21 protein-coding genes are annotated in these 26266 nt (G+C 72.3%); 6 read left to right on the forward strand and 15 right to left on the reverse strand.

Annotated elements, in window-relative coordinates:
• The first annotated feature begins 70 nt into the window (after positions 1 to 70).
• Positions 71 to 2191 (forward strand): MMPL family transporter, encoded by a 2121-nt coding sequence (locus tag GCG21_RS02080; protein ID WP_152817577.1) that lies wholly within the window; start codon positions 71 to 73, stop codon positions 2189 to 2191.
• An 82-nt stretch (positions 2192 to 2273) separates the two neighbouring features.
• Here GCG21_RS02080 and GCG21_RS02085 read toward each other — a convergent pair whose 3' ends face one another.
• Both GCG21_RS02085 and GCG21_RS02090 read right to left on the reverse strand, forming a co-directional pair.
• A complete protein-coding gene (locus GCG21_RS02085) occupies positions 2274 to 2651 on the reverse strand; it encodes a type II toxin-antitoxin system death-on-curing family toxin (RefSeq protein ID WP_370517214.1) in 378 nt (125 codons plus the stop codon).
• Complete coding sequence (locus GCG21_RS02090; protein WP_194164885.1) at positions 2648 to 2851, reverse strand: ribbon-helix-helix protein, CopG family; 204 nt, start codon at positions 2849 to 2851, stop codon at positions 2648 to 2650. The genes GCG21_RS02085 and GCG21_RS02090 overlap by 4 nt, the downstream gene beginning before the upstream one ends.
• Before the next feature lie 92 nt (positions 2852 to 2943).
• On the opposite strand from GCG21_RS02090, the gene GCG21_RS02095 reads away from it, so the two are divergent.
• From GCG21_RS02095 to GCG21_RS02105, 3 genes are all read left to right on the forward strand, one after another.
• Entirely contained in the window at positions 2944 to 4173 is a 1230-nt protein-coding gene (locus GCG21_RS02095) for a sensor histidine kinase (protein WP_228760110.1), read from the forward strand.
• Positions 4170 to 4790, forward strand: coding sequence for a response regulator transcription factor (locus GCG21_RS02100; RefSeq protein WP_152817579.1), 621 nt, complete (start codon positions 4170 to 4172; stop codon positions 4788 to 4790). Before GCG21_RS02095 ends, GCG21_RS02100 begins: the two co-directional genes overlap by 4 nt.
• A 96-nt stretch (positions 4791 to 4886) precedes the next feature.
• Positions 4887 to 5546, forward strand: coding sequence for a DsbA family protein (locus GCG21_RS02105; protein WP_152817580.1), 660 nt, complete (start codon positions 4887 to 4889; stop codon positions 5544 to 5546).
• Positions 5547 to 5604: 58 nt separating this feature from the next.
• On the opposite strand, the gene GCG21_RS02110 is transcribed toward GCG21_RS02105, so the two are convergent.
• From GCG21_RS02110 to GCG21_RS02150, 9 genes are all read right to left on the reverse strand, one after another.
• Positions 5605 to 6069 carry a hypothetical protein gene (locus tag GCG21_RS02110; protein ID WP_152817581.1) on the reverse strand — a complete coding sequence of 155 codons (465 nt, stop codon included), beginning with the start codon at positions 6067 to 6069 and terminating at the stop codon, positions 5605 to 5607.
• 102 nt (positions 6070 to 6171) lie between these two features.
• Positions 6172 to 7074 (reverse strand): C1 family peptidase, encoded by a 903-nt coding sequence (locus GCG21_RS02115; RefSeq protein ID WP_152817582.1) that lies wholly within the window; start codon positions 7072 to 7074, stop codon positions 6172 to 6174.
• Between the two features lie 133 nt (positions 7075 to 7207).
• Positions 7208 to 8611 (reverse strand): histidinol dehydrogenase, encoded by a 1404-nt coding sequence (hisD, locus tag GCG21_RS02120; RefSeq protein ID WP_152817583.1) that lies wholly within the window; start codon positions 8609 to 8611, stop codon positions 7208 to 7210.
• Between the two features lie 4 nt (positions 8612 to 8615).
• Positions 8616 to 9632: a cytochrome c oxidase assembly protein gene (locus tag GCG21_RS02125; protein WP_194164886.1), complete on the reverse strand. Its 1017-nt coding sequence runs from the start codon at positions 9630 to 9632 to the stop codon at positions 8616 to 8618.
• Position 9633: 1 nt separating this feature from the next.
• The gene (locus tag GCG21_RS02130) at positions 9634 to 10425 is read right to left on the reverse strand and encodes a cytochrome c biogenesis protein CcdA (protein WP_152817584.1); all 792 of its coding nucleotides are present in this window, start codon (positions 10423 to 10425) and stop codon (positions 9634 to 9636) included.
• Complete coding sequence (locus GCG21_RS02135) at positions 10425 to 11078, reverse strand: DUF1326 domain-containing protein (protein WP_152817585.1); 654 nt, start codon at positions 11076 to 11078, stop codon at positions 10425 to 10427. Before GCG21_RS02135 ends, GCG21_RS02130 begins: the two co-directional genes overlap by 1 nt.
• Positions 11079 to 12141: 1063 nt before the next feature.
• Positions 12142 to 13773, reverse strand: coding sequence for an acyl-CoA dehydrogenase family protein (locus GCG21_RS02140; protein WP_370517215.1), 1632 nt, complete (start codon positions 13771 to 13773; stop codon positions 12142 to 12144).
• A gap of 263 nt (positions 13774 to 14036) precedes the next feature.
• The gene (locus GCG21_RS02145; protein WP_152817586.1) at positions 14037 to 15395 is read right to left on the reverse strand and encodes a uracil-xanthine permease family protein; all 1359 of its coding nucleotides are present in this window, start codon (positions 15393 to 15395) and stop codon (positions 14037 to 14039) included.
• A gap of 139 nt (positions 15396 to 15534) precedes the next feature.
• Positions 15535 to 16881, reverse strand: coding sequence for an 8-oxoguanine deaminase (locus tag GCG21_RS02150; protein ID WP_152817587.1), 1347 nt, complete (start codon positions 16879 to 16881; stop codon positions 15535 to 15537).
• A 581-nt stretch (positions 16882 to 17462) separates the two neighbouring features.
• Between GCG21_RS02150 and GCG21_RS17155 the strand changes: the two genes are divergently transcribed.
• A complete protein-coding gene (locus tag GCG21_RS17155) occupies positions 17463 to 18191 on the forward strand; it encodes a DUF2249 domain-containing protein (RefSeq protein WP_152817588.1) in 729 nt (242 codons plus the stop codon).
• 61 nt (positions 18192 to 18252) lie between these two features.
• Here GCG21_RS17155 and GCG21_RS02165 read toward each other — a convergent pair whose 3' ends face one another.
• Both GCG21_RS02165 and GCG21_RS02170 read right to left on the reverse strand, forming a co-directional pair.
• Complete coding sequence (locus tag GCG21_RS02165) at positions 18253 to 20766, reverse strand: helicase-associated domain-containing protein (protein WP_152817589.1); 2514 nt, start codon at positions 20764 to 20766, stop codon at positions 18253 to 18255.
• Positions 20767 to 20840: 74 nt separating this feature from the next.
• Positions 20841 to 21491 (reverse strand): hypothetical protein, encoded by a 651-nt coding sequence (locus tag GCG21_RS02170; RefSeq protein ID WP_152817590.1) that lies wholly within the window; start codon positions 21489 to 21491, stop codon positions 20841 to 20843.
• 36 nt (positions 21492 to 21527) lie between these two features.
• On the opposite strand from GCG21_RS02170, the gene GCG21_RS02175 reads away from it, so the two are divergent.
• Complete coding sequence (locus GCG21_RS02175) at positions 21528 to 22010, forward strand: nucleoside deaminase (protein WP_152817591.1); 483 nt, start codon at positions 21528 to 21530, stop codon at positions 22008 to 22010.
• Here the strand turns inward: GCG21_RS02175 and GCG21_RS02180 are convergent.
• Together GCG21_RS02180 and GCG21_RS02185 are read right to left on the reverse strand one after the other, a co-directional pair.
• Positions 21973 to 22851 (reverse strand): hypothetical protein, encoded by an 879-nt coding sequence (locus GCG21_RS02180; RefSeq protein WP_152817592.1) that lies wholly within the window; start codon positions 22849 to 22851, stop codon positions 21973 to 21975. The genes GCG21_RS02175 and GCG21_RS02180 overlap by 38 nt on opposite strands.
• Positions 22820 to 26170 carry a hypothetical protein gene (locus tag GCG21_RS02185; RefSeq protein ID WP_152817593.1) on the reverse strand — a complete coding sequence of 1117 codons (3351 nt, stop codon included), beginning with the start codon at positions 26168 to 26170 and terminating at the stop codon, positions 22820 to 22822. The genes GCG21_RS02180 and GCG21_RS02185 overlap by 32 nt, the downstream gene beginning before the upstream one ends.
• Between the last annotated feature and the right edge of the window lie 96 nt (positions 26171 to 26266).

Consider the following 26266-nt stretch of genomic DNA (forward strand, 5'->3'; position numbering starts at 1 on the left):
TCGAAAGGTTGAGTCCAGGATCGACCGCTTCGGTCAGGGAACCGATCCGCGATCCTGGTGGGCTGGAACCATGCTCACTCAACGACTCTCCCGCGCGCTCACCTCGCGGCGCGGCTCCCGGGTATCCCTGGGGATCGCGCTCGTGCTCATCGTCCTGATCTTCGGGGCCTTCTCCTCCGCCGCCGCCCCGGCGGGCAACGAGTCCGCCCCGGCGGACTCGGAATCGGCCCGGGTCGATCAGCTGCTCACGCGGTTCCCCGACGCCGACCTCGGCACCGTGCTCGTCGTGGCCGAGCGGACCGACGGCTCCGCCCTCACCGCCGGCGACGAGGACGCCCTGTCGGCGCTGAGCACCGAGCTCGCCGACACCGCACCCAGCGCGCGCGTCGCCGACTCCGTGCGCGACCCGATGGTCAGCGACGACGGCCGGGCGGCCGTGATCACGACCGCCCTCGAGGTCGGGCAGACGAACACCGAGACCTCGGACGTCGTCGACGACCTGCGCTCCCGCGTCGAGGCCGCACTCGCCGACACCGGCCTGCGCGCCTACGTGACCGGCGGGCCCGCCTTCGGGGCCGATATCGCCGGGGCGTTCGACGGCGCGGACATCACCCTGCTCGCCGTGACGATCCTCATCGTGGCGGCGCTGCTCATCGTCACCTACCGCTCCCCGGTGCTCTGGCTCATCCCGCTCGTGGTCGTGGCGATCGCCGACCGGGCCGCGAGCATCCTGACGAACGTCGCCGGTGCGGCGTTCGATCTGCAGTTCGACGCCGGCATCATCTCCGTGCTCGTGTTCGGGGCCGGCACGAACTACGCCCTGCTGCTCATCTCCCGCTACCGCGAGGAGCTGCACACCCACGACGACCACCGGGCGGCCCTCGCTGCGGCCTGGCGCCACACCGCGCCGGCGATCCTCGCCTCGAACGTCACCGTCATCCTCTCCCTGTCGACCCTCGCGCTCGCCGTCATCCCCGGCACCCGCGGCCTCGGGATCGCCGCGGCGGTCGGGCTGCTCGTGGCGCTCGCGGCCGTGCTGCTCGTGCTCCCGCCCGTGCTGGCCATGTGCGGCCGGCGCGTCTTCTGGCCCGTCGTGCCCACCTCCGGCACCACCCCTCGCATCGGCCGGGTCTGGCATGCGGTGGCGGAGCGCGTGTCCAAGCGCCCCGCGGCCGCGCTCGTCGGCGGCCTCGCCGTCCTCGGGATCATGGCCACCGGCCTGTTCGGCACCTCGGTCGGCCTGACCCAGATCGAGAAGTTCCGCGTCGCCTCCGATTCGGCCACCGGGCTCGAGGTGCTCGGGAACCACTTCGACGCCGGCAACGCCCAGCCGATCCTCGTCGTGGCCGACACCGATCACGCCGATGCCGTGCTGACGGCCGCGCAGGACACCGGCGGCGTGCTCCGCGCCCGGATCGGGGAGGAGTCCACCGACGGCACGCTCACCCAGATCGTGGTCACCGGCGAGGCGGGCCCCGGGGAGCCGGCGAGCCTCGAGCTCGTGCGGGACCTGCGCGCGAGCGTCGGAGCGATCGACGGCGCGGGCGCCCTCGTGGGTGGGCAGATCGCCACGGACGTGGACGCCCGGGCCGGCAATCAGTCGGACCTGCTCCTCATCGCCCCGCTCATCCTGGCCGTCAGCTTCCTCGTGCTCATCGTGCTCCTGCGCTCCCTCGTCGCCCCGTTCCTGCTGCTGGCGATCAACATCGCCAGCGCCACGGCGGCGATCGGCGCGGGTGCCTGGCTCAGCCGGGTCCTGCTCGACCAGCACGCGCTCGACCTGCAGGTGCCGCTGCTGAGCTTCCTGTTCCTCGTCGCCCTCGGTATCGACTACACGATCTTCCTCGTGCATCGAGCCCGCCTGGAGGCCCGCACGAAGGGCACGAAGGAGGGCATCGTCGCGGCGGTCACCGGGACGGGCGCCGTGATCACCAGCGCCGGCCTCGTGCTCGCGGGGGTCTTCGCCGCACTCGGGGTGCTTCCGCTCGTCACGCTCGGACAGCTCGGCCTCATCGTCGGCCTGGGCGTCGTGATCGACACCGTGCTCGTGCGTACGATCGTCGTGCCGGCCACGTTCACCCTCCTGGGGGACCGGATGTGGTGGCCCGGCCGGAATCCGGCCGAGACCGACCCGACGACCGACGACACCCAGCCGGAGACGACCCATGTGGACCACCCCGCCCGTGTCTGAAGCGTCCGCATGGTTCCGACGGCCGGTGCGGCCGGGGCGAGCCCGGCCCGCCGGGCCGCCCGGGGTCAGACGATGCGACGCCTCACCACGGTTGGGAGCCGGACGCGATCAGACCCGCGATCTGCGTGATGTCGTTCGTTTCGCCGGCCGCGACACGCATCACCAGCTCATAGGCCTCGTCGTTGCTCAGGGCGAGGCGACTGCCGTTGAGACCGAGGAACGCGATCGTAGCGCCCAGAGCCAGCCGCTTGTTTCCATCCACCAACGCGTGATTGCGAGCCAGCGAATGGAGCAGTGCAGCGGCCTTCTCCGCCAGCGTGGGGTAGGCGTCGATTTCGCCGAAGGTGGCCTGTGATCGTGCTGATGCTGCGTGCAGGAGCCCATGGTCGCGGACCTGCACCTCGTCTCCCAGGACCCGTGCGGCCACGTGGAGCAACTCGGTCCGGGTCAGGTAGATCACTGACCGAGCCGGTCCAGGGCCTCGGTGTAACGCGGCAGTTCCTGATCGAGAACCTGGTCGAGCAATTCGGCTCGGCTGCGGCGCTCCACGTACTCTCGGACCGCCTGCCGGGCGACGTCCTGCATCGAACGGGATTCGCGCTCGGCCCGCCGACGCAACGCGTCGGCCTCGGCATCCGAGAGCCGCAGAGTCATGGCCATGGGGCTATGGTATCAGCCATGACACCACGTGCCTTCGGTTCACCCGAGGCCGTACCCACAGGCCAGAGATGCCCATGAGGACCACCCCGCCCGTGTCTGAAGCGTCCGCCCGGGGCGGGCGACCCGAGCCGGATCAGCCTGCCGCGATCCGCTGGATGCGCGCCGGCCAGCACGTGCTCACCGGGCTGCTCGTGGTCATCGGCGTGATCCGGGCCGGCACCGAGGGCGCGAGCCTCCCGCTGATCGTCGTGGCCGCGCTCGCGTTCACCCTGGCCTACTGGTTCCCGGTGATCGCGCGTCGCCCACACCTCATCACGACCCCGGCCTGGCTGGCCGTGCTCGCGCTCGTGTGGGTCGGCATGCTCGCCGTCTCCAGTGAGTTCATGTGGATCGCGTTCGTGCTGTGGCTCCTCGCCGGCCAGATCCTCGCGCTGCGTGCGGCGGTCGGGTTCTCGGCGGTGGTGTTCGCGCTCGTCGTGCTCGCCCCGGTGCTGCATCACGGGCAGCTCGCCTACGCGAGCGTCTTCGGCCCGTTCGTGGGCGGGCTGTTCGCGCTCGGCATCTCGCGCGGCTACCTGGCCCTGGTGGACGACGTCCGCCGCCGCGAGCAGCTCGTGCTCCGACTCGAACAGGCCCAGGCGGACATGGCCGCGCTGCACGACGAGCTCGCCCTGACCCAGCGGCACGCCGGCCGGATCGCCGAACGCACCCGACTCGCCCGCGACATCCACGACACCGTGGCCCAGGGCCTCTCCTCGATCTCCCTGCTCGCGCGGGCCACCAGCGCACCGGCGGCCGACACCGGCCGCGGCCTCGCCCAGATCGAGTCCCTCGCCCGCGACAACCTCGAAGATCTTCGCCGCATCATCGCCGCGCTCACCCCCTCGGAACTGACCGATCAGGCGCTCCCGGGAGCCCTCGCCCGGCTCGTCGAACGGTTCGGTGCCGAGACCGGCATCGACGTGAGCCTGCACGTCGACGACTCGGTGCCCGTGCTCGAGGCCCGCGCCGAGGTCGCGCTCCTGCGAACCGCCCAGTCGGCCCTGGGAAACGTGCGCCGACACGCGAAGGCGAGCCGCGTCGTCCTCACGCTCGTGGATGCGGGCGACCTCATCCGGCTCGACGTGATCGACGACGGCGAGGGCTTCGATATCGCGGCCACCGGCCGCCCACGGGCGGACCGGAGCGGGAGCACCGGCTACGGGCTGGGCTTCATGCGCGGCCGCCTGCGCGAGCTCGGCGGCGGGTTGGACGTGGAGAGCACCCCGGGCGAGGGCAGCGCCGTCTCGGCGTACCTGCCCGACGGACGGAGCACGCGATGACCGTCCGAGTGCTGCTCATCGACGATCACCCGATCGTGCGCGCCGGCCTGCGGGCCGTGCTCGAGGCGGCCGGGCTCGAGGTCGTGGCCGAGGCGAGCAGCGGCGAGGAGGGGGTCGTGCTCGCGGGGCACCTGGCCCCGGACGTCGCGCTGTGCGACCTGCGGCTCGGGGAGGGGATGGACGGCGCCGCGACCGCGGCGGCACTCGGCGCGCTCCCGGACCCGGCGGCCGTCGTCGTGCTGAGCACGTTCGACTCCGACGCCGACGTCTTCGGCGCGATCCGGGCCGGGGCCCTGAGCTACGTGCGCAAGGGCGAGCCGCCCGAGCGGATCGTCGTCGCGATCGAGGCGGCGGCCCGCGGGGAGACGAGCCTCGCGCCCGACCTGGCCGCCCGGGTGATGAGGGGCATGCGCTCGACCCATCCCGAGCTCACCGCCCGGGAGCGGGAGGTGCTGCGGCACCTGGCCACCGGGGAGTCGAATCGCGATATCGCCAAGGCCCTGTTCGTGTCCGAGGCGACCGTCAAGACCCACCTCGTGCACATCTTCGCCAAGCTCGACGTCGACTCCCGCTCCCGGGCCGTGCACGAGGGGCGCCGGCGCGGGCTCGTCCGGTGAGGACCACCGCCCGAGGCCTGGCCGGGGATGCCGGGTCCGTGTGAGAGTGGATGAGATCCCGGGAGGCGCCCGGGACGGCGGCGAAGGGATGTCGACATGGCCACCACCACGCTCACGGTCTGGTCGGATCTCGGGTGCCCGTGGGCCACGCTGGCGTTGGCGACGCTGCGGCGGGCGGCGCGGGAGCGTGGGCGGGAGCTCGACATCGAGCACCGCAACTTCCCGCTCGAACTCTTCAACTCCCGGCCCACGCCGAAGGCCGAACTCGACATCGAGGTCGCCGGTATCGCCGGACTGCGCACCGACCTGGGATGGCGGCCGTGGTCGGCCGCGGCAGCCTCCTACCCGGTCACCATGATTCCCGCGATGGCGGCCGTGCGGGCCACCGCCGCCCGGGCGGGGAACCGGGCCGCCGACCAGCTCGATGCGGCCCTGCGGGCGGCGTTCTACCGGCACTCGCGCTGCATCAGCCTGCCGTCGGTCATCCTCGATGTCGCCGGCGAATGCCCCGATGTGGACGGTGGGGCGCTGGCGGCCGACCTCGCGGCCGGCGCCGGGATCCAGGCCGTGCACGACGATTGGCGCGCGGCTGGCGACCTCGGCGTGCAGGGCAGCCCGCAGATCGAGGCGGGCGGGGTCACGCTCACCAATCCCGGCGTCGAGATGAGCTGGAGCGCCGGCCCCGGGGAGGGGTTCCTCCGCCTCGACGCCTACGACGACGCCTGGGTCGATCAGGTGCTCGCGACGGGTCGGTGAGGGCGACGCGGCCTCGCCCCGGGCGGGGGCGACGGCGTTCGGAGACTGCGCCGTCCTGTCAGCAGGTGAGTTCGAGCGAGGAGGGCTCCGGGTCGAGGGCAGCGTGCTCGCTACTCGGGTCCAGCGTCGACTCCTTACCCTCGAAGTTCGGCTCCGACCAGATCGTGACGGTGGCGCTTGTGCCGACTTTGGCGCTGTCGGCCTCGTCGGTCCAGTCCTGGTCCGCGCCGGGCAGGTCGGCGAGGTCCTTGTACCTGCCGGGCTCGGTGAGCTTGAAGTTGTCGTCGGTCTCGTCGAAATCGTTGGCGTCGAAGAGATGCACATAGCATTCGTCGTCGCTGCCGGAGCTCGTCGAGCCGAACGTCTCGTCGTCGGATCCGGTGGTCTGGGCGGGAACCGGCGACGGTGTGCCCGGGCTGGTTCCCTCATTCGACGGGGAGCCGTTGTCGCTGCAGCCTGCAAGTAGCACGACTCCGATGGCCAGCGGCGCGATCAATAAGGTGCGTGGTCGTGGTGTAGCCATAAGTGCACCGTAGGCATGCTCACGGCAGAGACGATAGCCCCTCGGCAGTTCCCGATTCCGTGGGAGTGCTCCGACAGGCGCCTACTCGCGGGCGCACCGGCCTCACTGGTCGAACTGGCCGGTGTCGACCCAGCGGGCGTCGGTGAGGACCCAGAAGTCCTCGGCGAGGTGGTCGGTGATGTAGCCGTAGGGGAGCCAGCCGTAGCCCGCGTCGCCCCATCCGGTGCCCCAGGAGTTGCGGATGAGCAGGGCTCCGGTGGTGGACTCACCGGTCGTGGGATGGGTGACCTGCTTGCCGTCGTCGTAGCCGACCGCCATGACCGCGTGCCCGCCGGCGACGCTCTCCCGCGGCGCGGGCACCGGGATCTCCCCAGTGTCGCCGACGTCGCGGATGCTCGCGTAGACGGTGAAGCCGAACATCGAGGGAAGGTTCGCCGCGAGCTGGGTGCGCACGTTCTCCAGGATCCGCGCGGCGTCGATCCCGGCCGGGTCGAGCCGGTAGTAGGTCAGGGCCGCGTACTCCTTGGCGAAGGAGTAGCAGAACGCCGGCGGCTCGTCGTCGTAGGCGTCCTCGTCGTAGGGCCAATACGGCTCGGGACAGACGCCGAACAGGCGCATCGCCCCCATCGCGGAGCGCAGGAACGCGCCGGTGTCGCCGCTCATCCCGAGGAAGTCCCGCGTGGCCTTGTACAGGAACAGCCGGGAGCCGTCGAGGTGATCGCCGTTGGCCCGCCGCTGGAAGTACTCGAGCATCCCCACGCCGGCGTTCGCGGTGCACGATCCGAGCGCGCCCTGATCCTCGATCGGCGAGCACCAGCGCCGCAGGTCCACGCGCTCCGGGGCGTCGGCCGCCGTCAACCGCATCGCCCCGGTGCGGTCGACCATCGCGCCGACGTCGGGATCGTCCAGAGTCTTGTCCCGGTGATCCGGGGGATCGGGCAGCCAGCCGGTCCCGTGCCGCGTGCCGCCGACGAGGATTCCTCGTGTCCGAGTCACGTGAGACATGTCGACCTCCCTGGACGAACCTGCCGTTGACGGCAGGGTAGGTCGGCGGGTGTCGCGACGCCATGGGTGCGGCCGGTTCGACGAGCCCTGGCCGCGAGGTCTGCCCGATGGGGCAGCCGGGGCGGCCGTTCGGCTATTCCCGCCGGCCCGGTTCTCCCGCGGGGTTGCCGCCGCCCGGCCGGTAGCGCTCGAGGCGCAGGTCGGCCGAGGCGGCGTGCCCGCTCAGCCCCTCGGCCCGGGAGATGACGGCCGTCGCGCGGCCCACGCGGACGGCGGCCGCCTCGGTCAGGCGCTGGTGGGTGAGCACCTTGAGGAAGCTGCCGACCCACAGCCCGCCGGTGTAGCGCGCGGCGCCGCCCGTGGGCAGCGTGTGGTTGGCGCCCATGGCCTTGTCGCCCATCGCGACCGTCGTCTGCGGCCCGATGAACGCCGTGCCGTAGTTGCGTAGCCGCGCCAGGTACCAGTCCGGGTCGCTCACCTGGAGCTGGAGGTGTTCGCTCGCGTAGTGGTCGGCCAACATCGCCGCTGTCGCGGGCGTATCGACGACGGCCACGGTGCCCAGGTCGTTCCAGGCGACCCCCGCGACGTCGCGGGTCGGCCAGGCCCGCAGCACCCCCGGGATCTCGGCGAGCACCTCCTCGGCCAGGGCGCGGCTCGTGGTCACGAGCACGGCCGGGGAGGTCGGGCCGTGCTCGGCCTGGGCGAGCAGGTCGACCGCCACGGTGTGGGCCTCGGCGCTCTCGTCGGCGAGCACGAGCACCTCGGTCGGGCCGGCCAGCAGGTCGATCCCGACCAGGCCGAAGAGCTGACGCTTCGCCTCGGCCACGTAGGCGTTCCCGGCGCCGACGATCATGTCGACCGGGGCCAGGGCGGGCAGGGTGCCGTAGGCCATGGCGCCGAGGGCCTGGACGCCGCCGAGGACGTAGATCTCGTCGGCGCCCGCGGCCCGCATCGCATACAGCGTGGGCGGATGGATCCCGCCCGACTCGTTCGGTGCCGTCATCGCGACGACCCGTCGCACCCCGGCGACCTTCGCCACCGCGATGCTCATGAGGGCGGAGGAGATGAGCGGGTAGCGCCCGCCCGGGACATAGGCGCCCACCGAGTCCACCGGCACGAGCCGGTGCCCGGCGATCTGCCCCGGTGCGATCTCGACCTCGAGGGGGCGCAGGCAGGCCCGTTGCGCCTCGGCGAAGGCGACCACGTTCGTGCGCGCCTCCTCGATCGCGCTCCGAACCTCGGCGGGCACGCCGGCGATCGCCTCCTCGATGGCCGCCTCCTCGATCCGGAACGAGGCCGGGTCGTGGTGGTCGAGCGAGCGCGAGTACTCCCGGACGGCGTCCTCGCCGCGATCCCGGATCTCCCGCAGCATCGCGGTGACCCGCTCGACGACGGCGTCGTCCCGCGCGCGAGGCGCCCGGGCGCCGCCCTTGAGATAGTGCACGCCGATCCCGGGCGCGGAGTCGTCGGTGCGGTCGGCGGGGCTGCTGTCGGCGCGGTCGTCGGTGCCGTTGGAGGTGCCGTTCTCGGTGCTCATGTGCTCATCCCCCGATCGACTGTGCTGTTGGGGCCGTTGAGGTGGTGACGGCCGTTGGGGCTGTGGGGGCCGTTGGGGCGGTGGAGGCCGTGGGCGCCGGGGGAGCCGAGGTGGCCGCGGTGGCCGGTGAGGCTGCGCCGGCGACGGCCCGGGCGCGGCCGGGGGAATCGAGGGTCGCGTCCCGCTTGGTCGCGGCCACGACGAGGATCATCGCCCCGAGCAGCAGCGGCATGTCCACGGCCATCATGAGGGCGCCGGCGGCGTGCTGATCGGCCAGGGCGGTCATTCCGGCGACGCCGGTGGTGCCCTCGTAGCCCGAGTAGAGCACGGCCGGCGCCCACAGCAGCCCGGCCCCGACGATGCCGCCGACGGCCATGACGATTCCCAGGGCGCCGATCCGCTCGGCCAGGCTCGCGCGGTGCACGGCCGGGATCCGCCCGACGATGCTCGCCCAGAAGAGCGTGCCGGTGGCCAGCAGGCTCAGGTGCTCGGCGATGTGCACGCCCGGATGGGCCAGTGAGAGCCCGTACGCGGCCGGGATGTGCCAGCCGGCGCCGATCACTCCCCACAGCGCCGCGGTGAACCAGGGGTTCCCCGCAGCCTCGAGCACGGCGCGCCAGCCGCGCACGTGGATGCCCCGCATGACCACCCGGGAGATCGGGAGCGCGACGCGCTGCTCCACCCCGAGCACGAGCAGCAGCGGGGCGACCATGAGCAGCAGTTCGTGCTGGAGCATGTGCACGGCCGCGGAGCGGTCCTCGCCGAACGGGTCGATCGGCGAGAACAGCGCGATCGCGATGATCGCCAGCCCCGCGCCGAAGCACGCGATCCGCACCCGGGAGACGCGGTGGCCCGTCCGACCGTGCCCGGCCCGCCGGTGGGCGAGGAGCACGAGCACGCCGTAGATCGCCGCGGTGAGGATCAGCCCGGCCAGCGGCAGCGGGTCGAGGCTCCACCCGTAGCTCTCGACGTGGGCGTGACCGCCGTGCATCGGAATCACGACCGCGGCGATGGCGGGCATCTCAGGACACCGCCGCGGCCACGACCGACGGCACGAGGGCGAGCGAGAGGCCCACGAGCATGATGCCCGTGGCCCGCTCGGTGCGCGGGGCCAGTCGACCGGCCTTGGCCCCGAGCCTGGAGTAGGCCTCGGGGGCGAGGATCGCCGGTGCGAGGAAGGGCAGCACCATGAGGATCGCGTAGGCGAACACCAGCCCCGCCCCGACCGCGAAGCGCTCACTCCCGCCCGCGAGCACGGCGACCGCGAGGATGTACGGCCCACAGCAGGTGGCGCAGTACTGCCCGAACGCGAACCCCGCCCGGACCGGACGCCGGAACGAGGCCCGCCCCGAACGCAGCAGCCACAGCGGCCCGCGGCACCGTGACAGCGCCCCGAGCGGCATCGCCCCGAGGGCGGCGAGGCCGAGCGCAAGTGCTACGAGTGCCCCGGCGGCGACGGCGACCCAGGCTGCGTCGTCCAAAAGCAACGTGAGCGCGCCGAGCGCGAGCGCGAACGGTAGGTACAGGGCGAGGTATCCGGCGGCGAACAGGCCCGCCCCACGGCGGACCCCGGCCCGGGAGCCCGGGGCCATGCCCGCGAGCATCCGCGACATCGTCAGCGCCATCTGGATCGAGCACGGCGCCATGACCGCGAAGCCGATCGCCAGCAGCACCATCCCCGCGGTCAGGGGCCCGTAGGCCGGAAAGGCGAGGATCACGGCGCCCAGGGCGAACGAACCGGCGACGCCGAGCACGATCGGCGCGGCGGCGTTGCGCCGTGCCGGAGCAGTCGTTCGCGGCGGCGCCGCCGACATCACTCGCCCTGCCAGAACAGGTGGAAGTCGAGACCCTGGATCGAGTTGCGCATCTCGTAGGCCCACTCCATCCGGTGCTCGGGAACCGAGATCGTGTTGTGCGAGGCCTTTCCCACGAGCGCCTCGTTGCCGGGAATCGTGTTCCACGACGAGTTGACCAGGCGCGTGGGCTCGCCGTCCGGGCCGCGATAGGGCTCCATGAGGGCGTCGATCGCCAGCCCCTCACCGCTCGGATGGCCCACCTTGACCACGCCGGTGCCGCCCGCGATCGTGTATTCGATCGGCACCCGGTAGGTGGCGACGCGCTCGCCGATGAGCGCGGCCAGGTCGGCCAGCGGGCCGCCCAAGCGGCCCTGGAGTGCGTCGAGGAGGGCGTCCTGCTGCTCGTCGCTCGCGTTGTCGCTGACGAACATCACCTCCCGCCAATTGCCGTCGGCCACGTTGCCCGGGATCTGCACGAGGCTGACCGAGGTGAGGCCGGAGACGTCGACGCCGCGCGCCGTGCCGCTGCGGAAGTGGTAGCCCGTGAAGGAGTTGCAGCGACCGTCGTCGGGGTCGTCGCCGACCCAGCACGGGCACGGACCCATGCACGAGCAGGCCTCGATCAGGTCACCGTGCAGGTCGTACGGAAGGGTGGTCGTCGTCGTCGACATGGTGCATTCCTCCAGTATTGGCGAATCCGGCGATCCCGCGGGTGCAGGGTCGCCGAGGGCACCCGGTGCGGGTGCCCCGGACCGGGTGCGACGGTGCGAAGTCCGCCGCCCGGGAGGGGCGCGGGCCGACCCGCGCGGGCGGGCCCGCCTGAGAGGAGGGTGCCGCCATCGTGGCGGTACCCGCGTCGCAACTCCGCGCAGTCGCGCCGGTTCGCGCACTCCGCAGCCATCTCGTTGCTCATCGCATCGCGGCCTCCGTGGCCAGCCTAGGCAGGGCCCGATCGAGCTGTACATATGGGTGCGCGGATCGGTTTTCAGGGTGCGCTGAGTGTGCGGTGTGGAGCGTCCGGGCTCGCGCCGCCCGGGTGTATCCGGGTGTATCCGGCGTTCCTGGGGCACCCGGGGGGTCCGGGGCGCCCGGGGGGTCCGGCGCACCCGGGACGCCCGGGGTGTCCCGCGCGCCCGGGGTGTCCCGCGCACCCGGGGCGTCCGGGGTGTCCCGCGCACCCGGGGTGTCCGGCGCATCCGGGGTGTCCGGCGCGCCCGGGGCATCCGGCGCGCCCGGGGTGTCCGGTGTCCCGGCGCGGGCCACTGCGTCGCCCCGGGCGCGGGCCGAGGATTGGCCCACGGGGTCGGCGCCCGAGGCGCCATCCGATCGCGCCCTCGTGGCGGGGCCGACCAGGGCAATTTCGTCACTCCTCGCATCGACCAGGGTCAAGTGACTGCTCCTGGCGTCGACCAGGGCGATTTCGCTACTCCTCGCGTCGACCAGGGCTATTTCGTTGATCCCAGCCTGGATTTCAACCATTTCACCCTGGTCGATGGCTCGTAGACCCCGGTCTCTCGTCACCTCGCCACCACTGCTGCCCCATCTGGCTCAGGTGCCCCTGCTGCCCCAGGCGCCCCGCCGCCCAGGCGCCCTCGGCCCCAGGCGCCCCGTCGCCCAGGCGCCCTCGGCCTGTTCAATGGGTGAATTCGTGGCCCGGCGACCCACATTCCACCCGGACGCACAAGCGGCTCTTCACAAACCGGGGTGGAGTCGGGGTCTGAAGGCGTCGGCAGCTCACTGCCGTTCGAGAATGGCGCCCAGGTCGCTGCCGCGCGGCAGCACCCCGTACAGGTGCCCGCGGCCCGGGCCGAGCCGTGCGCCGATGAACGCTCCGGCGACCGCCGCGGGGGCGGTGCGCACGAGCAGCGAGGCCTGCAATGCGAGCGCGAGGTCCCCGGTGAGGCGGCGGGCCTGAGCCGGGGCCGCGCCGTCTCCATGGGCGAGTGCGTCCATCACCGCACGGGCCAGTGCCCGGGTTCGGCTCAGATGCTCGTCGAGGAGGGGATGCTGCCCGGATGCGAGGGACACCTCGGCGTCGAAGGCCTCGAGGCATTCGGGCTCGCGGGCCAGCACGCGCAGCACGTCCAGGGCGATGACGTTTCCGGACCCCTCCCAGATCGCCATGACCGGCTGCTCCCGGTACCGGCGCGCGAGCGGGAAGTCCTCGACGTAGCCGTTCCCGCCGAGGCACTCCAGCGACTCGTACGCATGCCCCGGCCCACGCTTGGTCACCCAGTACTTGGCCACGGCCGTGCCGAGCCGCCGGAACGAGCGCTCGCGGGCGTCGGCGTCGGCGTCGTGGGCCCGGGCCAGCCGCAACGCGGTCGTGGTGGCGGCCTCGCACTCGAGCGCCAGGTCGGCCAGCACCGCGGTCATCGCCGGCTGGTCCACGAGGAGCGCGCCGAAGGCGGAGCGGTGGCGGGTATGCCAGAGCGCCTCCGCAACGCATTGGCGCATCCCGGCGGCCGCGCCGAGCACGTTGTCGAGCCGTGTGCGGGCGACCATCTCGATGATCGTGCGCACCCCGCGGCCCTCCTGGCCGACGAGGTGGGCGACCGTTCCCTCGAGCTCGACCTCGGCGGAGGCGTTCGCGCGGTTGCCGAGCTTGTCCTTGAGGCGCTGAATCCGGAAGGTGTTGCGCCCGCCGTCCGACACCATGCGCGGCACGAGGAAGCAGCTCAGCCCGCCGCGGGCGCGGGCGAGCATGAGGAACGCATCCGACATCGGGGCCGAGCAGAACCACTTGTGTCCACGCAGTCGCCAGGTGCCGTCCCCGGCGTCGACAGCCTCGGTCGTCGTGGCACGCACGTCGGATCCGCCCTGCTTCTCGGTCATGCCCATCCCGAGCAACGCGCCCGGCTTGTGCGCCCGCAGCCGTCCGTCGTAGTCGCGGCTGAGCAGGCGCGGGATCCAGTCCGCCGCCACCGCCGGTTCCAATTCCAGGCTGGGGACCGCCGCGTGCGTCATCGAGACCGGGCAGGCGTGCCCGGGCTCGACCTGGGCGAAGAGCATGAATTGGGCGGCCCGGGCCACGTTCGCCCCGGCCCTCGGCGCGGCCCACGCGGCGGTGTGCGCCCCGGCGGCCACGGCGTCTCCAAGGATCCGGTGATAGGCCGGGTGGTACTCGACCTCGTCGATGCGGTGGCCGTACGGATCGAACGCGTGCAGAACGGGAACGGTGGTGTTCGCCAGCCGGGCGTCGTCGATGAATCCCGCGCTGCCCACGAGGCGCCCCGTCGCTGCCAGCTCGGGCGCCGCCCAGGCGGCGTCGTAGCGACGAACACCCTCGACGAGTGGGACGTTGGTGGTGAACTCGTCGACATCGGCGCGCGGGGGCGGCTGATTGGTCACGTCGTGGGTGCTCACGCGGGCCTCCGTCCTTCGGTTCCAGCGAACCACGACGGGCGGCGCGTGACCAGGCTGTGCTCCGACAGGATGAGACCGGGCCCCGTGAGGACCCTGCCCGGTATCACCGTGTTGTGAACGTTCAGTCGGGCGTCGTGGATCTCGCGGAGATCAAGGAGGGCGACGTCCCCGAACGGGGTGCGCGCACGACCCGCCTCGAACAGGTGACGTCCTCGTGACCGAGGGCGGCGACCGGGACACGTTGTGCCGGGGCGCGTCGGGGCTCAGGCCGAGGCCCGGGTGCGGCGTCGTGAGAACGCCCCGGGGATCTTGACGAGTACGATCTCGAGGAAGATCACCACGATCGTGCCCACGATGATCTGGTGCGGCACGAGATCGGCGAGGATGGACGGCAGCACGGGGATGAGGTCGTCGGCGATCACCGGGATCCCGAGCCCGGCCATGATGCCGAGCGGGGCCACGAGGTTGTGCGTGATGTTCCCGCGCTCCTGGGCGATCATGCCGATCCCGGTGAGCACGACCGTGGCTGCGGCGGGCAGAAACATCCCCCCGATCACGGCCGAGGGCGTGGCCACGAGAACGGCTGCGACCTTCGGAAAGAACGCGAGGGCGATCATGATGATGGCCGCGTACCTCATGACGTGTCGGCTCGCGACCCCGGTGAGGCGGACGACGCCGAGGTTCTGGGCGTAGGCGGTGGTGCCGAAGCCTCCGAAGAACGCCGACAGCATCGAGCCGCCGGCCTCACCGGCGATGCCGGCATTGATGCGCCGATTCGTGAGCTTCGTTCCCGTGAATGCGGCGGTCGCTTCGTACATGCCGATCGCCTCGATCACCGCCACGAAGAAGACGATCGTCATCGTCACGGTGATGCCGAGGTCGAACGAGAGGGCACCGTAGGGAAGGAGCGTGGGGAAGGCCAGCCACGCCACCTCGCCGACGGCCGAGAAGTCCAACATTCCGAAGAGGCCCGCGAGGATGTCGCCGACGGCCAGTGCGATGAGGAACGAGAACGCCCTGACCTTGCCGCCGAGCGCACTGCCGGTGAGCACGATGGCGGTGGTCAGACAGGCGATGAGGAGGGTCGGACCGGTGCCGAATGTGCTGGTGCCGGGCATGCCGAAGAACTGCATGAAGGTGTACCCCGCGAGGGCGAAGCCCACGAGGGTGATGATCGTGCCGGTGACCTGGCGCGTCATGATCGCGCGGAACTTGGTGAGGAGGCCGGTGACGGCGAGCAGGAACGTCAATGCGGCGCCGATGATCAGGCCGGTGCTCGCCGAGGCGAGCGTGCCCGCCTTGGCGTAGCCGATCGCGAGCGGCGAGAACGCGGATGAAGGGCCCTCGAAAATCGGCAGGCGGACCAGCTTCAGGGTCTGCACGAAGGTCGCCACTCCGGCGGCGATGAACGTCGCTGAGAGCAGGTTCGTCGCGAGGGCGGTGGTGAGCCCGGCGATGCTCGCGATGAAGATGGCGTCGAGCCATGCATTCGACACGAGGACCTGCTGGGCACCGAGGCCGAGGGTGCGGACGACGGGCAGGTTCTCCTCGATCGCCTGGTCGCCGGCGATCGGCGTGTTCTCGGCTTCGGTCACGTGGTCGGGGGCTTCTTGCGATGACATGTCTTCTCCTTGGGCAGGGGGGATCGTCGGTGATCCCCAGGGGAGTTGAAGATGTGGGCCCGGGCCGGCTCCGATGCCTGGCCCGGACCGCTCGTACGCGCAGCGTCGTGAAGAGATGGGTTGAAGAGGTTGAGGCGGATCAGCGGGGTTGGATCTCGGCGGCCTTGGCTCGGTGGCGCCGCAGCAGGTCATCGAGTGCCGAGGTGGTCGGCTCACGGTTCTCGACGATGAAGTCTCCGTTGACGACGGTGTGGAATGCCCGGGAGGGGCCGCAGCGCAGCCACGCCTCGACGGGGTCGCTCAGCGCGCCGGCCAGGGCCACGGGGTGGGTGTCCCACACGACGAGGTCGGCGCACGCTCCCCGGCGCAGGTGCCCGATCTCATCGGCCCAGCCGAGGCATTCGGCGCCGCCGCGGGTGGCGATGTCCAATGCGTCCCGAGCGGCCATCGCCGCGGGACCGCCTCGGTACCGTCCGAGCAGCAGCGCGTTTCGCGCCTCCATCCACATCGAGGCGTGGTCGGTCGAGGCCGACCCGTCCGTGCCGATTCCGACGTTCATGCCGATCGAGCGAAGGTGCTGGACGGCGGCGGTGCCGCCGCCGATGAGCATGTTGCTGCTCGGACAGTGGGCCACCCCGACTCCGGCGTCGGCGAGGCGCTGCTGCTCATCGTCGTTCGGGAAGATGAAATGGGCCACCCAGGTCCGGGGGCTGGCCCAGCCGACGCGTTCGAGGTATTCGACCGGGCGGCAGCCGTAGACCTCGGCGCAGAACGTGTCCTCGTCCTCGTCCTCCGCGAGGTGGCTGTGGAGGCGCACGTCGTGTGTCTCGGCCAACTCGGCGGTCGCCTTCATCAGGTCCTCGGTCACGCTGAACGGTGAGCACGGTGCGAGGGCGATGCGTGTCATCGCGCCGGGAGTGGCGTCGTGGTAGGCGCGGATGAGGCGCTCGCTGTCGATCAGGATCGTCTCGGGATCCTGGACGACCTCGGCGGGAGGCAGCCCGCCGTCCTCGACCGACCGCGTCATGGAGCCGCGTGTCGGCATGAACCGCAGCCCGATCTCGCGGCCGGCCTGCACCTGGGCGTCGATGAGGTGGGGGCGCGGATGCACGTACATGTGATCCATCGTCGTGGTGCAGCCGCCCATGGCGAGCTCGATGAGACCGATGGCCGTCGAGAGGTAGGAGGCCTCCTCGTCGATGGCGGCCCAGATCGGGTAGAGCGTCGTGAGCCAGTTGAAGAGTGAGCCGTTGACCGCCGGCGCGTAGGACCGGGTGAGGTTCTGGTAGATGTGGTGGTGAGTGTTCACCAGGCCCGGCGTGACGAGTCGTCCGTGCGCGTCGACGACGCGTGACGCCTCGGGCTCGCCGCCGCCGGTGCCGTAGGCCGAGACACGCGAATCGGTGACGGCGATCCAGCCGCCTGCAATCTCCGTGGCGGAGTCGATGACGATATAACCGTTCTTGATCAAGAGATCATGAGCCATGGCTCTACTCGCTTCCTGGGACGTGACCGTGAGGGTTCCCTGTCCCAGGAATGGATCCTGGATCGTCACCGCAACTGTGCGGACGGGTGACGCCGTGTGGCGCTGATCACGGACGGTAGCCAGAACGTCGCGGTGATGTCAACCATGCGACGGGACTCAGGTGAAGTGCCAACGAATCGGCCGGTACATGGGCGGCCGGTGAGCGGCGCAGCTCCTGGCATCCGCAAGGCGAGAATGACGGAGTAGCAGGCCGACTCACTTCAGAGTCCGGCAGGCCACCCAGTACGGTCCTTGCACCGGTCCGTCCGCTCTGGGCGACAGAACGACGGGCGCTACGAGTTGCGGTTCTCCTGCGAGAACGTCGATCGACGCATCACCTGCGTGTTCGAGCCCGACCGCGGGGCGGTGACGCCGACGACGTTCCACAAGCCGCGTCGGAACGAGCGCGCCGAGGCGTAACGACGTCGCCGGAAACGAGCTGCACACGGAGGCCGGCCGACGCGCGCCTGAGACCAAGGTCCCCCACGCGGGAATTTCGAAAGGTCTATGGTCCGAAACACGTCTACGTGAGGAGAACCGACATGACCGCCACCACCCTGACCTCGACCGGAGCGAAACTGCTCGTGCCCGGCGCGGAGGAGCTCGCCGCGTCCACCCCGATCGAGGAGGCGCGGCTGCGGGTGTACGAGGTGGCGAAGCGGCCCGGGATCGCGCTCATGTGCATCGCCTTCGACGCCGGTGTCGTGCTCGAGGACCACATCGCCAAGGGGCCGATTCTCATCCAGACGGTCACGGGCGAAGTCGTGGTGGAGGCGGCCGGTGCCAAGACCCGGCTGCCGCTCGGCGGGATCCTGCACATCGACGCCCGCGTGAACCACGCCGTGCGCTCGGTCACCCGTGCCCGCATCCTCGTCACGCTGCTGCAGGGCACCGAGGCGGACGAACCCGAGGTGCCGGGAATCATGCGCAAGAACCAGGCCGATGGCCCGGATGAGGCCGACCTCATCCCCATCGCCGACGTCTCCGGCCAGGCAGACCACGGGCACGGCCACGGCGGCTGCACCTGCGGGGAGGAGGACGAGGCCCTGCCCGAACTCGACGTGCGCACCATCCCGCACGCGATCCGCCACGCCACCGTTTTCGGCGCGCTCGACGGCCTCCGGCCCGGGACGGCGATGATCCTGATCGCGCACCACAACCCGCTGCCGCTGCTCGCGCAGATCGCCCAGCGCTACGCCGGCGCGATCGAGGTCGCCTACCAGGAGGAGGGCCCCGAGGTCTGGCGCCTCCGGATGGCCCGCGACCGGTAGATCGAAGACGCCGGACCGCGTTGAACGCACCGGATTCGGCCGGATTCGCCGTCGCCTCCGCTCAACCCGCGGGGGCGACGCCGAGGATCCGGTCGAGCCGGAAGTAGCGCTCCGCCTCCTTCGTGTGGCAATAGCCCAGGAGGTGCGGTCCCGAGAATTGCAGCCGCGAGACGACCCGACTCGTGACCGATCCGTGCTGCGAGCGGTAGGTCAGCAGTACGGGGCGGCTGGTCGCGACGGCGTCGACCAGCTCGTGTACCTCGCCCTCGTTGAGCCGTCGCGCGAGGCCGGCGATAACCTGCTCGTGAGCCGTCGGTGTCGCCGGCTCCGACTCCCCGGAGAGCAGCCGCCGCGCCAGCTCGACCGCGGTCTCGTGGCCGGAGTCGGGCCGAGGGGCCTGTCCGGAGGGCGCCTGGGCCAGCAGCTCGGCCAGGCCGGCGTCGATGTCGGCCAGTTCCGCTGTCAGGTCACCGCCGTCGGGATCCTCAGCGGGTGCCGGATCGGGCCCAGGATCGGGCTCCGTGCCCGCCCGCCCGCCGCCGGCCACGCGGAGGCGACGGATCTCCATCACCGGCGCCCCGTCCGCCTCGCGCTCGATCGGCAGATACCCGGCCGCGCGCAACCCGCTGAGCACTCGGGCCGGGTCCGCGGTGGCGACCAGCACCGTCGGCGTCACGATGGTCAGTCCGAGGGAACGCAGCCGGCGTTCGCCGGCGACCTCGGCGAGGAGGCCCTCGTCCTCGGACGTGAGCACCGCGGCCGCGGGCCGGACCGACAGCCGCCCGTGCTTGCGCGCGACATCGCGCAGCAGGTACTCCATCGCCTGCGGCGGCGCCTTCTCCGACAGGGAGCGCAGCGCCTCGACCAGGTCCTCGACGACGTATCCCGCATCGAGTGCATCCCGCACCGAGCCCTCGCTCAGCCGCCAGGTGTTCGCCACCCCGTGGCCCTCGCGGCGGCCGAGGAGGTCGAGCACGTCGACCGTCGCGGGGGCCGGGCTGCCCGGCACCACGACGGTCAGGTCCGAGCCGAACAGCACCTGCCCGCTCTCTTCCGGCAGCAGCTCCTCGAGTCGGGCGAGGGCGGCGGGCCGGTCCTGCGCGGTGATGGCGGCACCGAGTGAGGAGAGGGCGCCGTCCGCGAGCAGCCCGAGCAGGTGCGCCTCGTTCCAGCTGCACGCGAGGTCCACCGCCGAGACCATGACGGTCGGATTGTGCCAGGCGAACAGGTCGACCAGGTCCGCGATCGAGACGGCGCCGCGCCCCGCCCGGTGCGCCATGTGCCGGCACAGCTCGATCCCCAGGAGGCCCGCCGCGCCGTCGCGGTGTCTGAGCAGGGCGGGCCGGTAGGAGTCGTCGGCGTCGCGTGCCAACGTCGGCGGGGTCGGGAGCCGCTCCCACGCCAACACGATGTCGAGCACCCGCACGTGCGGGGGACGGCGGCGCCACTCCGCGAACCGTGTGCTGGTCGTGAGGCGGCCCGGCTCCGGTAGGCCGATGAGGCCGATGTCGGCGGCGACCTCGAGGGTGAGACGCACCGTGGCCATGTCGGTGCCGATCTCCTTCGCGAACCGGGTGAGCTCGCGGGAGCCGACCCCACCCGCCTTGAGGGGCTTGAGGCCGGTGCGGGAGAGTCCCTCGAGCACCGCCATCGCCGCGCCGAGGAACTGCGCCAGGGCGGCCGAGGCGCTGCGTTCGGTCTGCTCGGCCGCTGCGGCGACGGTCGCGAGCGCGGGGGGTTCGGGGTGGAACGGGGCATGGAAGCTCGGCGGCGCGAGCGCGAGGATCACCTCGCTCGGCAGGGTGAGACCGTAGCCCCAGCCCGCGGTGAATGCCAGGCCGGTCGCGGTCGCCCACCGGCTCAGCTCCTGGAACCGGGCATAGTAGCCCGCGGTGAGGTCCTCGATGTCGGACAGCTCGGTCGCCTCGGGGTGCGCCAGGGCCGGCTGCGCACCCGCGAGCCGCCGGCCGACCACCTCGTGCAGCGTCGTCAGCACGGTCGACGGGGCGGTGGCCGCGAGCCGGCGCAGGTCGGCGAACCGGCCGAACGCCGCGCCCGCGGCGGTCATCAGTTCGGCCTTGCGCGGCGGCGTGTCGAGGCCCTGCCCGCGCAGCACGGCCCGGAGCTCGTCGGCCGTGAGCTGCCCGATCGTCGCGCGCGCGGGCTGGGCGAGCGAGAGGGGAGCGAGCAGCACCTGATCGATGCCCGGATTGAGGCGGACACGGTCGCCGTCGAGCCACAGCATCGCCGCGGTGGCCGCCGCATCGACCCAGTGCCGCACGCTCCGCTCATGCGACACCGGCGGTGCGGGCGCCCGATCCAACAGCTCGGTGAGCCGGGCGAGGGTCGCCGCCTCGCCGAGCGCGCTCACCGCCTCGACCACCTCGAGGATCGGCAGCGGAGCCAGACTGAGCGCCTGCCACATCGTGCCGGGATGCTCGAGGCGCATCGCGAGTTCGTCGAGGGTGCGCAGGCGCGCGCCGGTGCGTTCGATCCCGTGCCGTTCGAGGACGAGCGCCAGCTGGTCCGCCTCGAGCGTGTCGAGCCAGCCGCGTAGCGTGGTCAAGGACTCCATGGGTTCCAGTGTGACCCACCCCTCCGACAATCCCGACGATTCCACAGATTCCACAGATTCAACGGATACACGGGTCACAGGCCCGGGTTGGCCGCCTGGAGGTTCGCGAGCACCTCGGCGGTGAGGCCGGCCGCGGTGGCGGCCAGGCCCATGCCGATATAGGTCACCCAGGCGTTGCCGTCGAATGCGTAGACCGTGACCCACAGGCCGCTGTCGTCGTCGAGGGCGTGGGTGAAGGAGCGCCCGCCCCCGAGCGGCGCCTCCGTGAAGCCGCCCGCGTGCAGGGTCGGCACGAGTTCCTCCAGGGCGCCGGTCGGCACGATCGCGACGTCGATCGTGAAGCCGACGTCGCTGCCGGGCAGGCCCCACAGGCAGTCGAGCTCGTGCGTGGCCTGCGCCATCGCCGCGTTCGCCTCGGGGCTCGGCATCCGCTCGGACAGGGGCACGCCCGAGTCCGACTCGAAGTACTCGGCGTCGTCCGCGAACGTCGAGCGCACCTTCTCGATCGGCAGCAGGGTCTCGCACGGCGGGATCGCCATCGCCTCGAGGTCCGGTTCGATCGAGGACGACGCGGCTGCTTCGGGCGTGCGCGTGGCCGTGGGCGGGTCGAGGGTCGTGACGGCGGGCGGCGGTTCGGGCGCGGACGTCGCCGAGCAACCCGCGACCGTCAGGCACAGGAGGACCGCTGCGGCGCGGACCCTCCTCCGACGCGCCGAAGAGACCATGGGCCCGATCATAGTGGCATGTGGTGGACTGCCCCCATGAGCCTCTCCAGCCGTGACCTGACCCATCTGCGCCGCTGCGTCGAGCTGGCTCGCGAGGCCGCCGAGGCCGGCGACGAGGCCTTCGGCTCCGTGCTCGTCGACGCCGCGGGCCGGGTGCGCGCCGAGGACCGCAACCGCATCGCGGGTGGCGATCGCACCCGCCACCCGGAGTTCGCCCTCGCCCGCTGGGCCGCCGAGAACCTGAGCCCGGCCGAGCGCGCCGGGGCATGCGTCTACACCTCCGGCGAGCACTGCCCGATGTGCTCGGCCGCGCACGCGTGGGTCGGCCTCGGCCCGATCGTCTACGTGGCCTCGGCCGAGCAGTTCACCGGCTGGCTCGCGGAGTGGGGGCTGGAGGCGGCGCCGGTGGCCCCGCTGCCGATTCGCGCGGTCGCGCCCGGGATCGAGGTGCGCGGGCCGGTGCCCGAGCTGGAGGCGGAGATCAAGGCGCTCCATCGGCGGGTGTTCCTGGGGGAGTGAGGCGGCGGCGGAACTCGAGCGCGACCTCGGCGAACTCCTCGCGGCCCCAACGCGCGCCCCGGTCGCGCATCGCCCCCTCGAGGGTGTCGAGGGAGGCGCGGGCCGCCTCGGCACCGACCCCGCGGCGCAGCGTCGCCATCGCCCGAGCCAGCACGCCGTAGCTGCCGAGCCGGTTCCCGCCCTGCTCGAGGAGTTCGCTCCAGGTGAGCGTGGCGACGACGTAGGTCACCTCGTCCTGCGCCGTGCGGGAGTGGTCGGAGGCGTCGGCGAGCCGGTCCAGGGCCGCCTCGACGTCGCCGTGGCCGAGTGCCTCGACCGCCGCGAGGAGCGAGCGCACCTGGGGCGGCTGATCGGCAGGACCGCCATGACCACCATGACCACCAGGACCGGCAGGACCGGCATGGCCGAAATGGTCGGCGAGGCGGCCCGCGAGCCGATCGAGCAGCTCCGCGGCGGCGGCCGGGTCACTCGAATGACTCGGACCACTCGGGCCGCTCGGGTGCCCTTCGTGTCCCGTGGTGGCCGGTCCGGCGAGCAGGGCGGCCACGGCTCGGGCCTCCTCGTCGAGTTCGGCGGTCAGGTCGGGGCCGGGATCCGCGGCGCGGGCGGCGTCCAGGTGCGTCCGTGCCCTCGGACCGTTCCCGGCCATGCGCCACGACGTGGCCGCGAGGCGGTGCGCGCGTGCCCGCAACTCGGGTGGCGCGTCGGCGGGCAGATCGGCGAGGAGCCGCTCCACCAGTCCCGCGGCGCCGGTGAGGTCCCCGCGGCCGATTGCGGCGATCACGGGGGCGAACGGGTCGTCGGCCACGTCAGCGTCCCGCCGGGGTCGCGGTGACCTCATAGCCGGCCTCCTCGAGGTCGCGCACGCGCGCCTCGGTCGCCTCCTGTCGCGCCGCCTGGTGGGCCAGGCCCCAGGCGTCGTACTCGGCGACGGCGGACTCGTGCCGGGCGTGGGTGGCGTCGCCGAGGGTGGCGGCCGCGGCGGCGGTTGTGCTGGATCGGCCGTGGGCGGCGTCGGCGCTCTCGGTCGCGGCCGCGGCCTCGGCGATCATCCCGGCGACGCGGCCCTGCGATTCGGTGAGGCCGGTGCGGGTCCGCGGCACGGTGTCCCGCGACTCCTCGAGCCGGCCGCGCCCGGCCGCGTTGGTGCGTTCCTGCGCGCCTCCGACCGCGTCGTAGTCGGTGAAGGCGGTCCGGGTGGTGCCCCAGCTCTCCTCGATGCCCGTGCCGGTCTCGCCGAGGGAGCGGCCCGCCGACTGCACCCGCTCCGGCAGGTCGGGATTGTTCAGCTGGGCACCGAAGCCGAGGAGGTCCTGCACGAGGGAGACGAGCGAGTCGAGCACGGAGAAGCGGCCGGTGGGTTCCGTGACTTTCGCCGCGGTCTCCTCGTGCTGGGCCTCGAGCTGCGCGCGGACCTCACCGCGATGGGTCAGGGCGCCGTCGAGCCGTTCGGAGTCCGCCGCCGCGGCATCGAGTCCCGCGGCCACGCCCTCGAGCTGAGCCTGCGACGCCGACGAGCGTGCGCGGGCGGCGGCGGCGTCGGCGGCGTCGGCGGAACTCTCGCGGGCGAGTGCGTCGGCGCCGGTGGTGGCCACGGCGAGCTGGTCGATGTGGGCCGAGGTCACGGTGGGCGGGAGGTCGGGCATAGGGGTCGCCTCGGTGCGTGTCTCGTCCTGGCGTGTCTTGGTCGCGGCGGTCGCGCCGCCGGTCGCGCCCGAGACGGGTGGGCCGGCGAGATCGATGAACGTCTGCCACCGTGAGGCCTCCTCCCGCGCGGCGGTGCCCGTGTTCTCATCGAGCCGGCGCAACAGGTTCCGCTCCTGTTCATAGTGGAGGAATGCGCGGGAGACCTCCTGGAAGGCGGACGCCTCGGCCTGACGATTCTGCTCATGCGCCTCCCGGAGCGAACGTTCGGCGGAGCCGTCGATGATCGAGGTCGACGTGTGCCGGCCGGGGAGTATTTCGTCGCGCGTGGCCAGTGCTTCGGCCGCACGCCTGTCTGCCCGCTCGGATAACGACCGGTGACGGTCGAGGGTCGACTTCACCGTCTGTGAGGCGGCATCGAGTTCGGCATGGGCCTGAGTGACCCTGCCTGCGGCATCGTCGCGCGTGCGCTCGAGCTCGATCAGCCGGTGAACGGCGGCCCGGTCGTCCAGGGTTGCGATCCGCTCCGCGTCGGCGGGCATCGACTGCGAGACGGCATCGATCTCGCGATCGATCCGGACCACCTCGGCTTCGCCGGCCTCGACCCGGACGCGAGCGGCGTGCTCGCGTTCCCGAGCTCCGGTGAGTTCGCGTGCGGCCACCCTGCTCTCCCGACGATCGGCCAGGCTCTGCGAGACGAGTTCCTGGGAGTGTTCGAAGGCCTCGAGGCGTTGTCCCGATGCCGCGGACCGATCCCGGCGGTTCTCGTAGACCTGCACCGCCGCGTCCTTCGACCGTGATGCCGCCCGTGTCGACTCCCTCCGGCCGAGGGCGGCCTGCTCAGCCGCGTAGGTGCGCGTGCGCTCCCCACGACCGAACGCCTCATCGAATGCCTCCAGATAGCCGCGGACCGAGCGGTCGGGTGACGTCCGGGCCGCATCGGCGGCGCGGCCGATATCGGTGAGCGGCCGCACAGGACGCCCGAATGCATCATCCACACGGTGGATGCCCTCGAGGCGTTCGGGGGAGAGACCCTGCCTGCGGACGATGAGCCGATCGGGATTGCCCCCGCCGGCCAGGACCGGCACGTTCGCGATGCGCTCATGAACGTGCCTGCCGACTCGGTCGGAGGCCCGCCCCGACGCGTCGACGACTGCGCCGCCCACGGCGCCGCCGGCGGCCCCCGCGAGCTCGGTGACCCCCTGGCTCAGGAGTCGCTGCTGTTCGATGAGGACGGCCTCGTCGGACAGCTCCATCGTGAGCAGGTGCTGGCGGCGGCAGGCGCTGGCCGCGGCCTGCGCGGCGATCTGGAGGACTCCGATGAATAGGCCGGCGACCGTGGTCGCCTTGAGCACGGTGAGCGACGGCGGGATGAGCGCAGCGAGGAATTGCAGGCCGGGCACGACGGCGAGCAGGCCCACGCCCGCGAGGATGCCGGCGACGAGGCCGATCGTGCCCACGAGGTCCCCGAGGAGGGCGAGCACGTCGCTGATCAGGGCGAGGTTGTCGGCCCAGGCGCCGTACTCGCCGTCCCAGCCGGCCCATTCGTGGGTACTGATCCCCTCGCCCCCGATGGTCCTTCCCCAGAGCGACTGCACCGCGCCGTAGCCGCCGACGATCGCCCCGACCGGACCGGCGATCTTGGCACCCTGCGACAGGCCGACTCTGAGGAGGGCGAATGCGGCGGCCTTCTGGGCCACGAGGGTCGCGGCCCCCATCGCGGCGCTCGACTTCGCGCCGGTCCAGGCGCTGCCGAGCACGTCGGCCTGCTCCCAGGCCTCGGCGACCTTCGCCTGCCGTTCCGGGCTCCCGGGCGTGCCCCATTCCTGGGCGAGCACGTCGTCCAGGTCGGCGGCCGTGACCATGCTCTCCTCGGTCAGCGCCTGGGAGGAGACCGTGCCCACCGGGTGCGGCGGCGGGCCCTCCCGCAGGTCCGAGGCCGGAACGGGAGCCCCGGCGGAGGCGCGGGAACCGATCGGCCCGCCCCGGGTGCCGAGTGTGTCCCCGGCGGCCGCGGGCGCCTGGTCCGCGGCGGCGGGCGCCGCCGTACCTGCGGAACCTGTGGAACCGGCGGAACCTGTGGAACCGGCGGAACCTGTGGAACCGGCGGGTTCAAGGGCTTCGAGCGAACCGGCGGATTCGGCGGATTCGGGGGATTCAAGGGAGCCGGCGGAACCGGGGGATTCAACGGAACCGGCGGATTCAGGTAGCTGAGCCTGAGCAGGATCGGTGTCCACCTCCGGTGCCGCTGTACCCGGCTCTGTACCCGGCTCCGTGGCCGCCCCCGTGAGTGCCGCCGGCAGGGTGGTGCCCGCGGCCGACGAGTGCTCGACCGGGCCGCCGGGCAGAGCGGTCTCCGCGGTGGCCCGATTGCCCACGAGCCGTTGCAGGTCGAGCAGATCGTGGGGCGGCAGCGTCGCGCTCGGGGAGAGCAGGACGCTCCCGCGCGGACGGGCTCGACGCGCCTGCGGGGCCGGCAGCTCGGTCACCAGGGCTGTACGAGGGTGGTGCGCCATCGCCCTCCTCTCGGTGTGGCCCCACGCTAGGGCCGCGAGGTCGACGAGGCGCAGGGCCACCGGGGCGGCCATGGGGCAGCGCGCGGTGCCCCAACG

The sequence above is a fragment of the Pseudactinotalea sp. HY160 genome (genome assembly GCF_009372055.1).
Classification (GTDB): Bacteria; Actinomycetota; Actinomycetes; order Actinomycetales; family Beutenbergiaceae; genus HY158.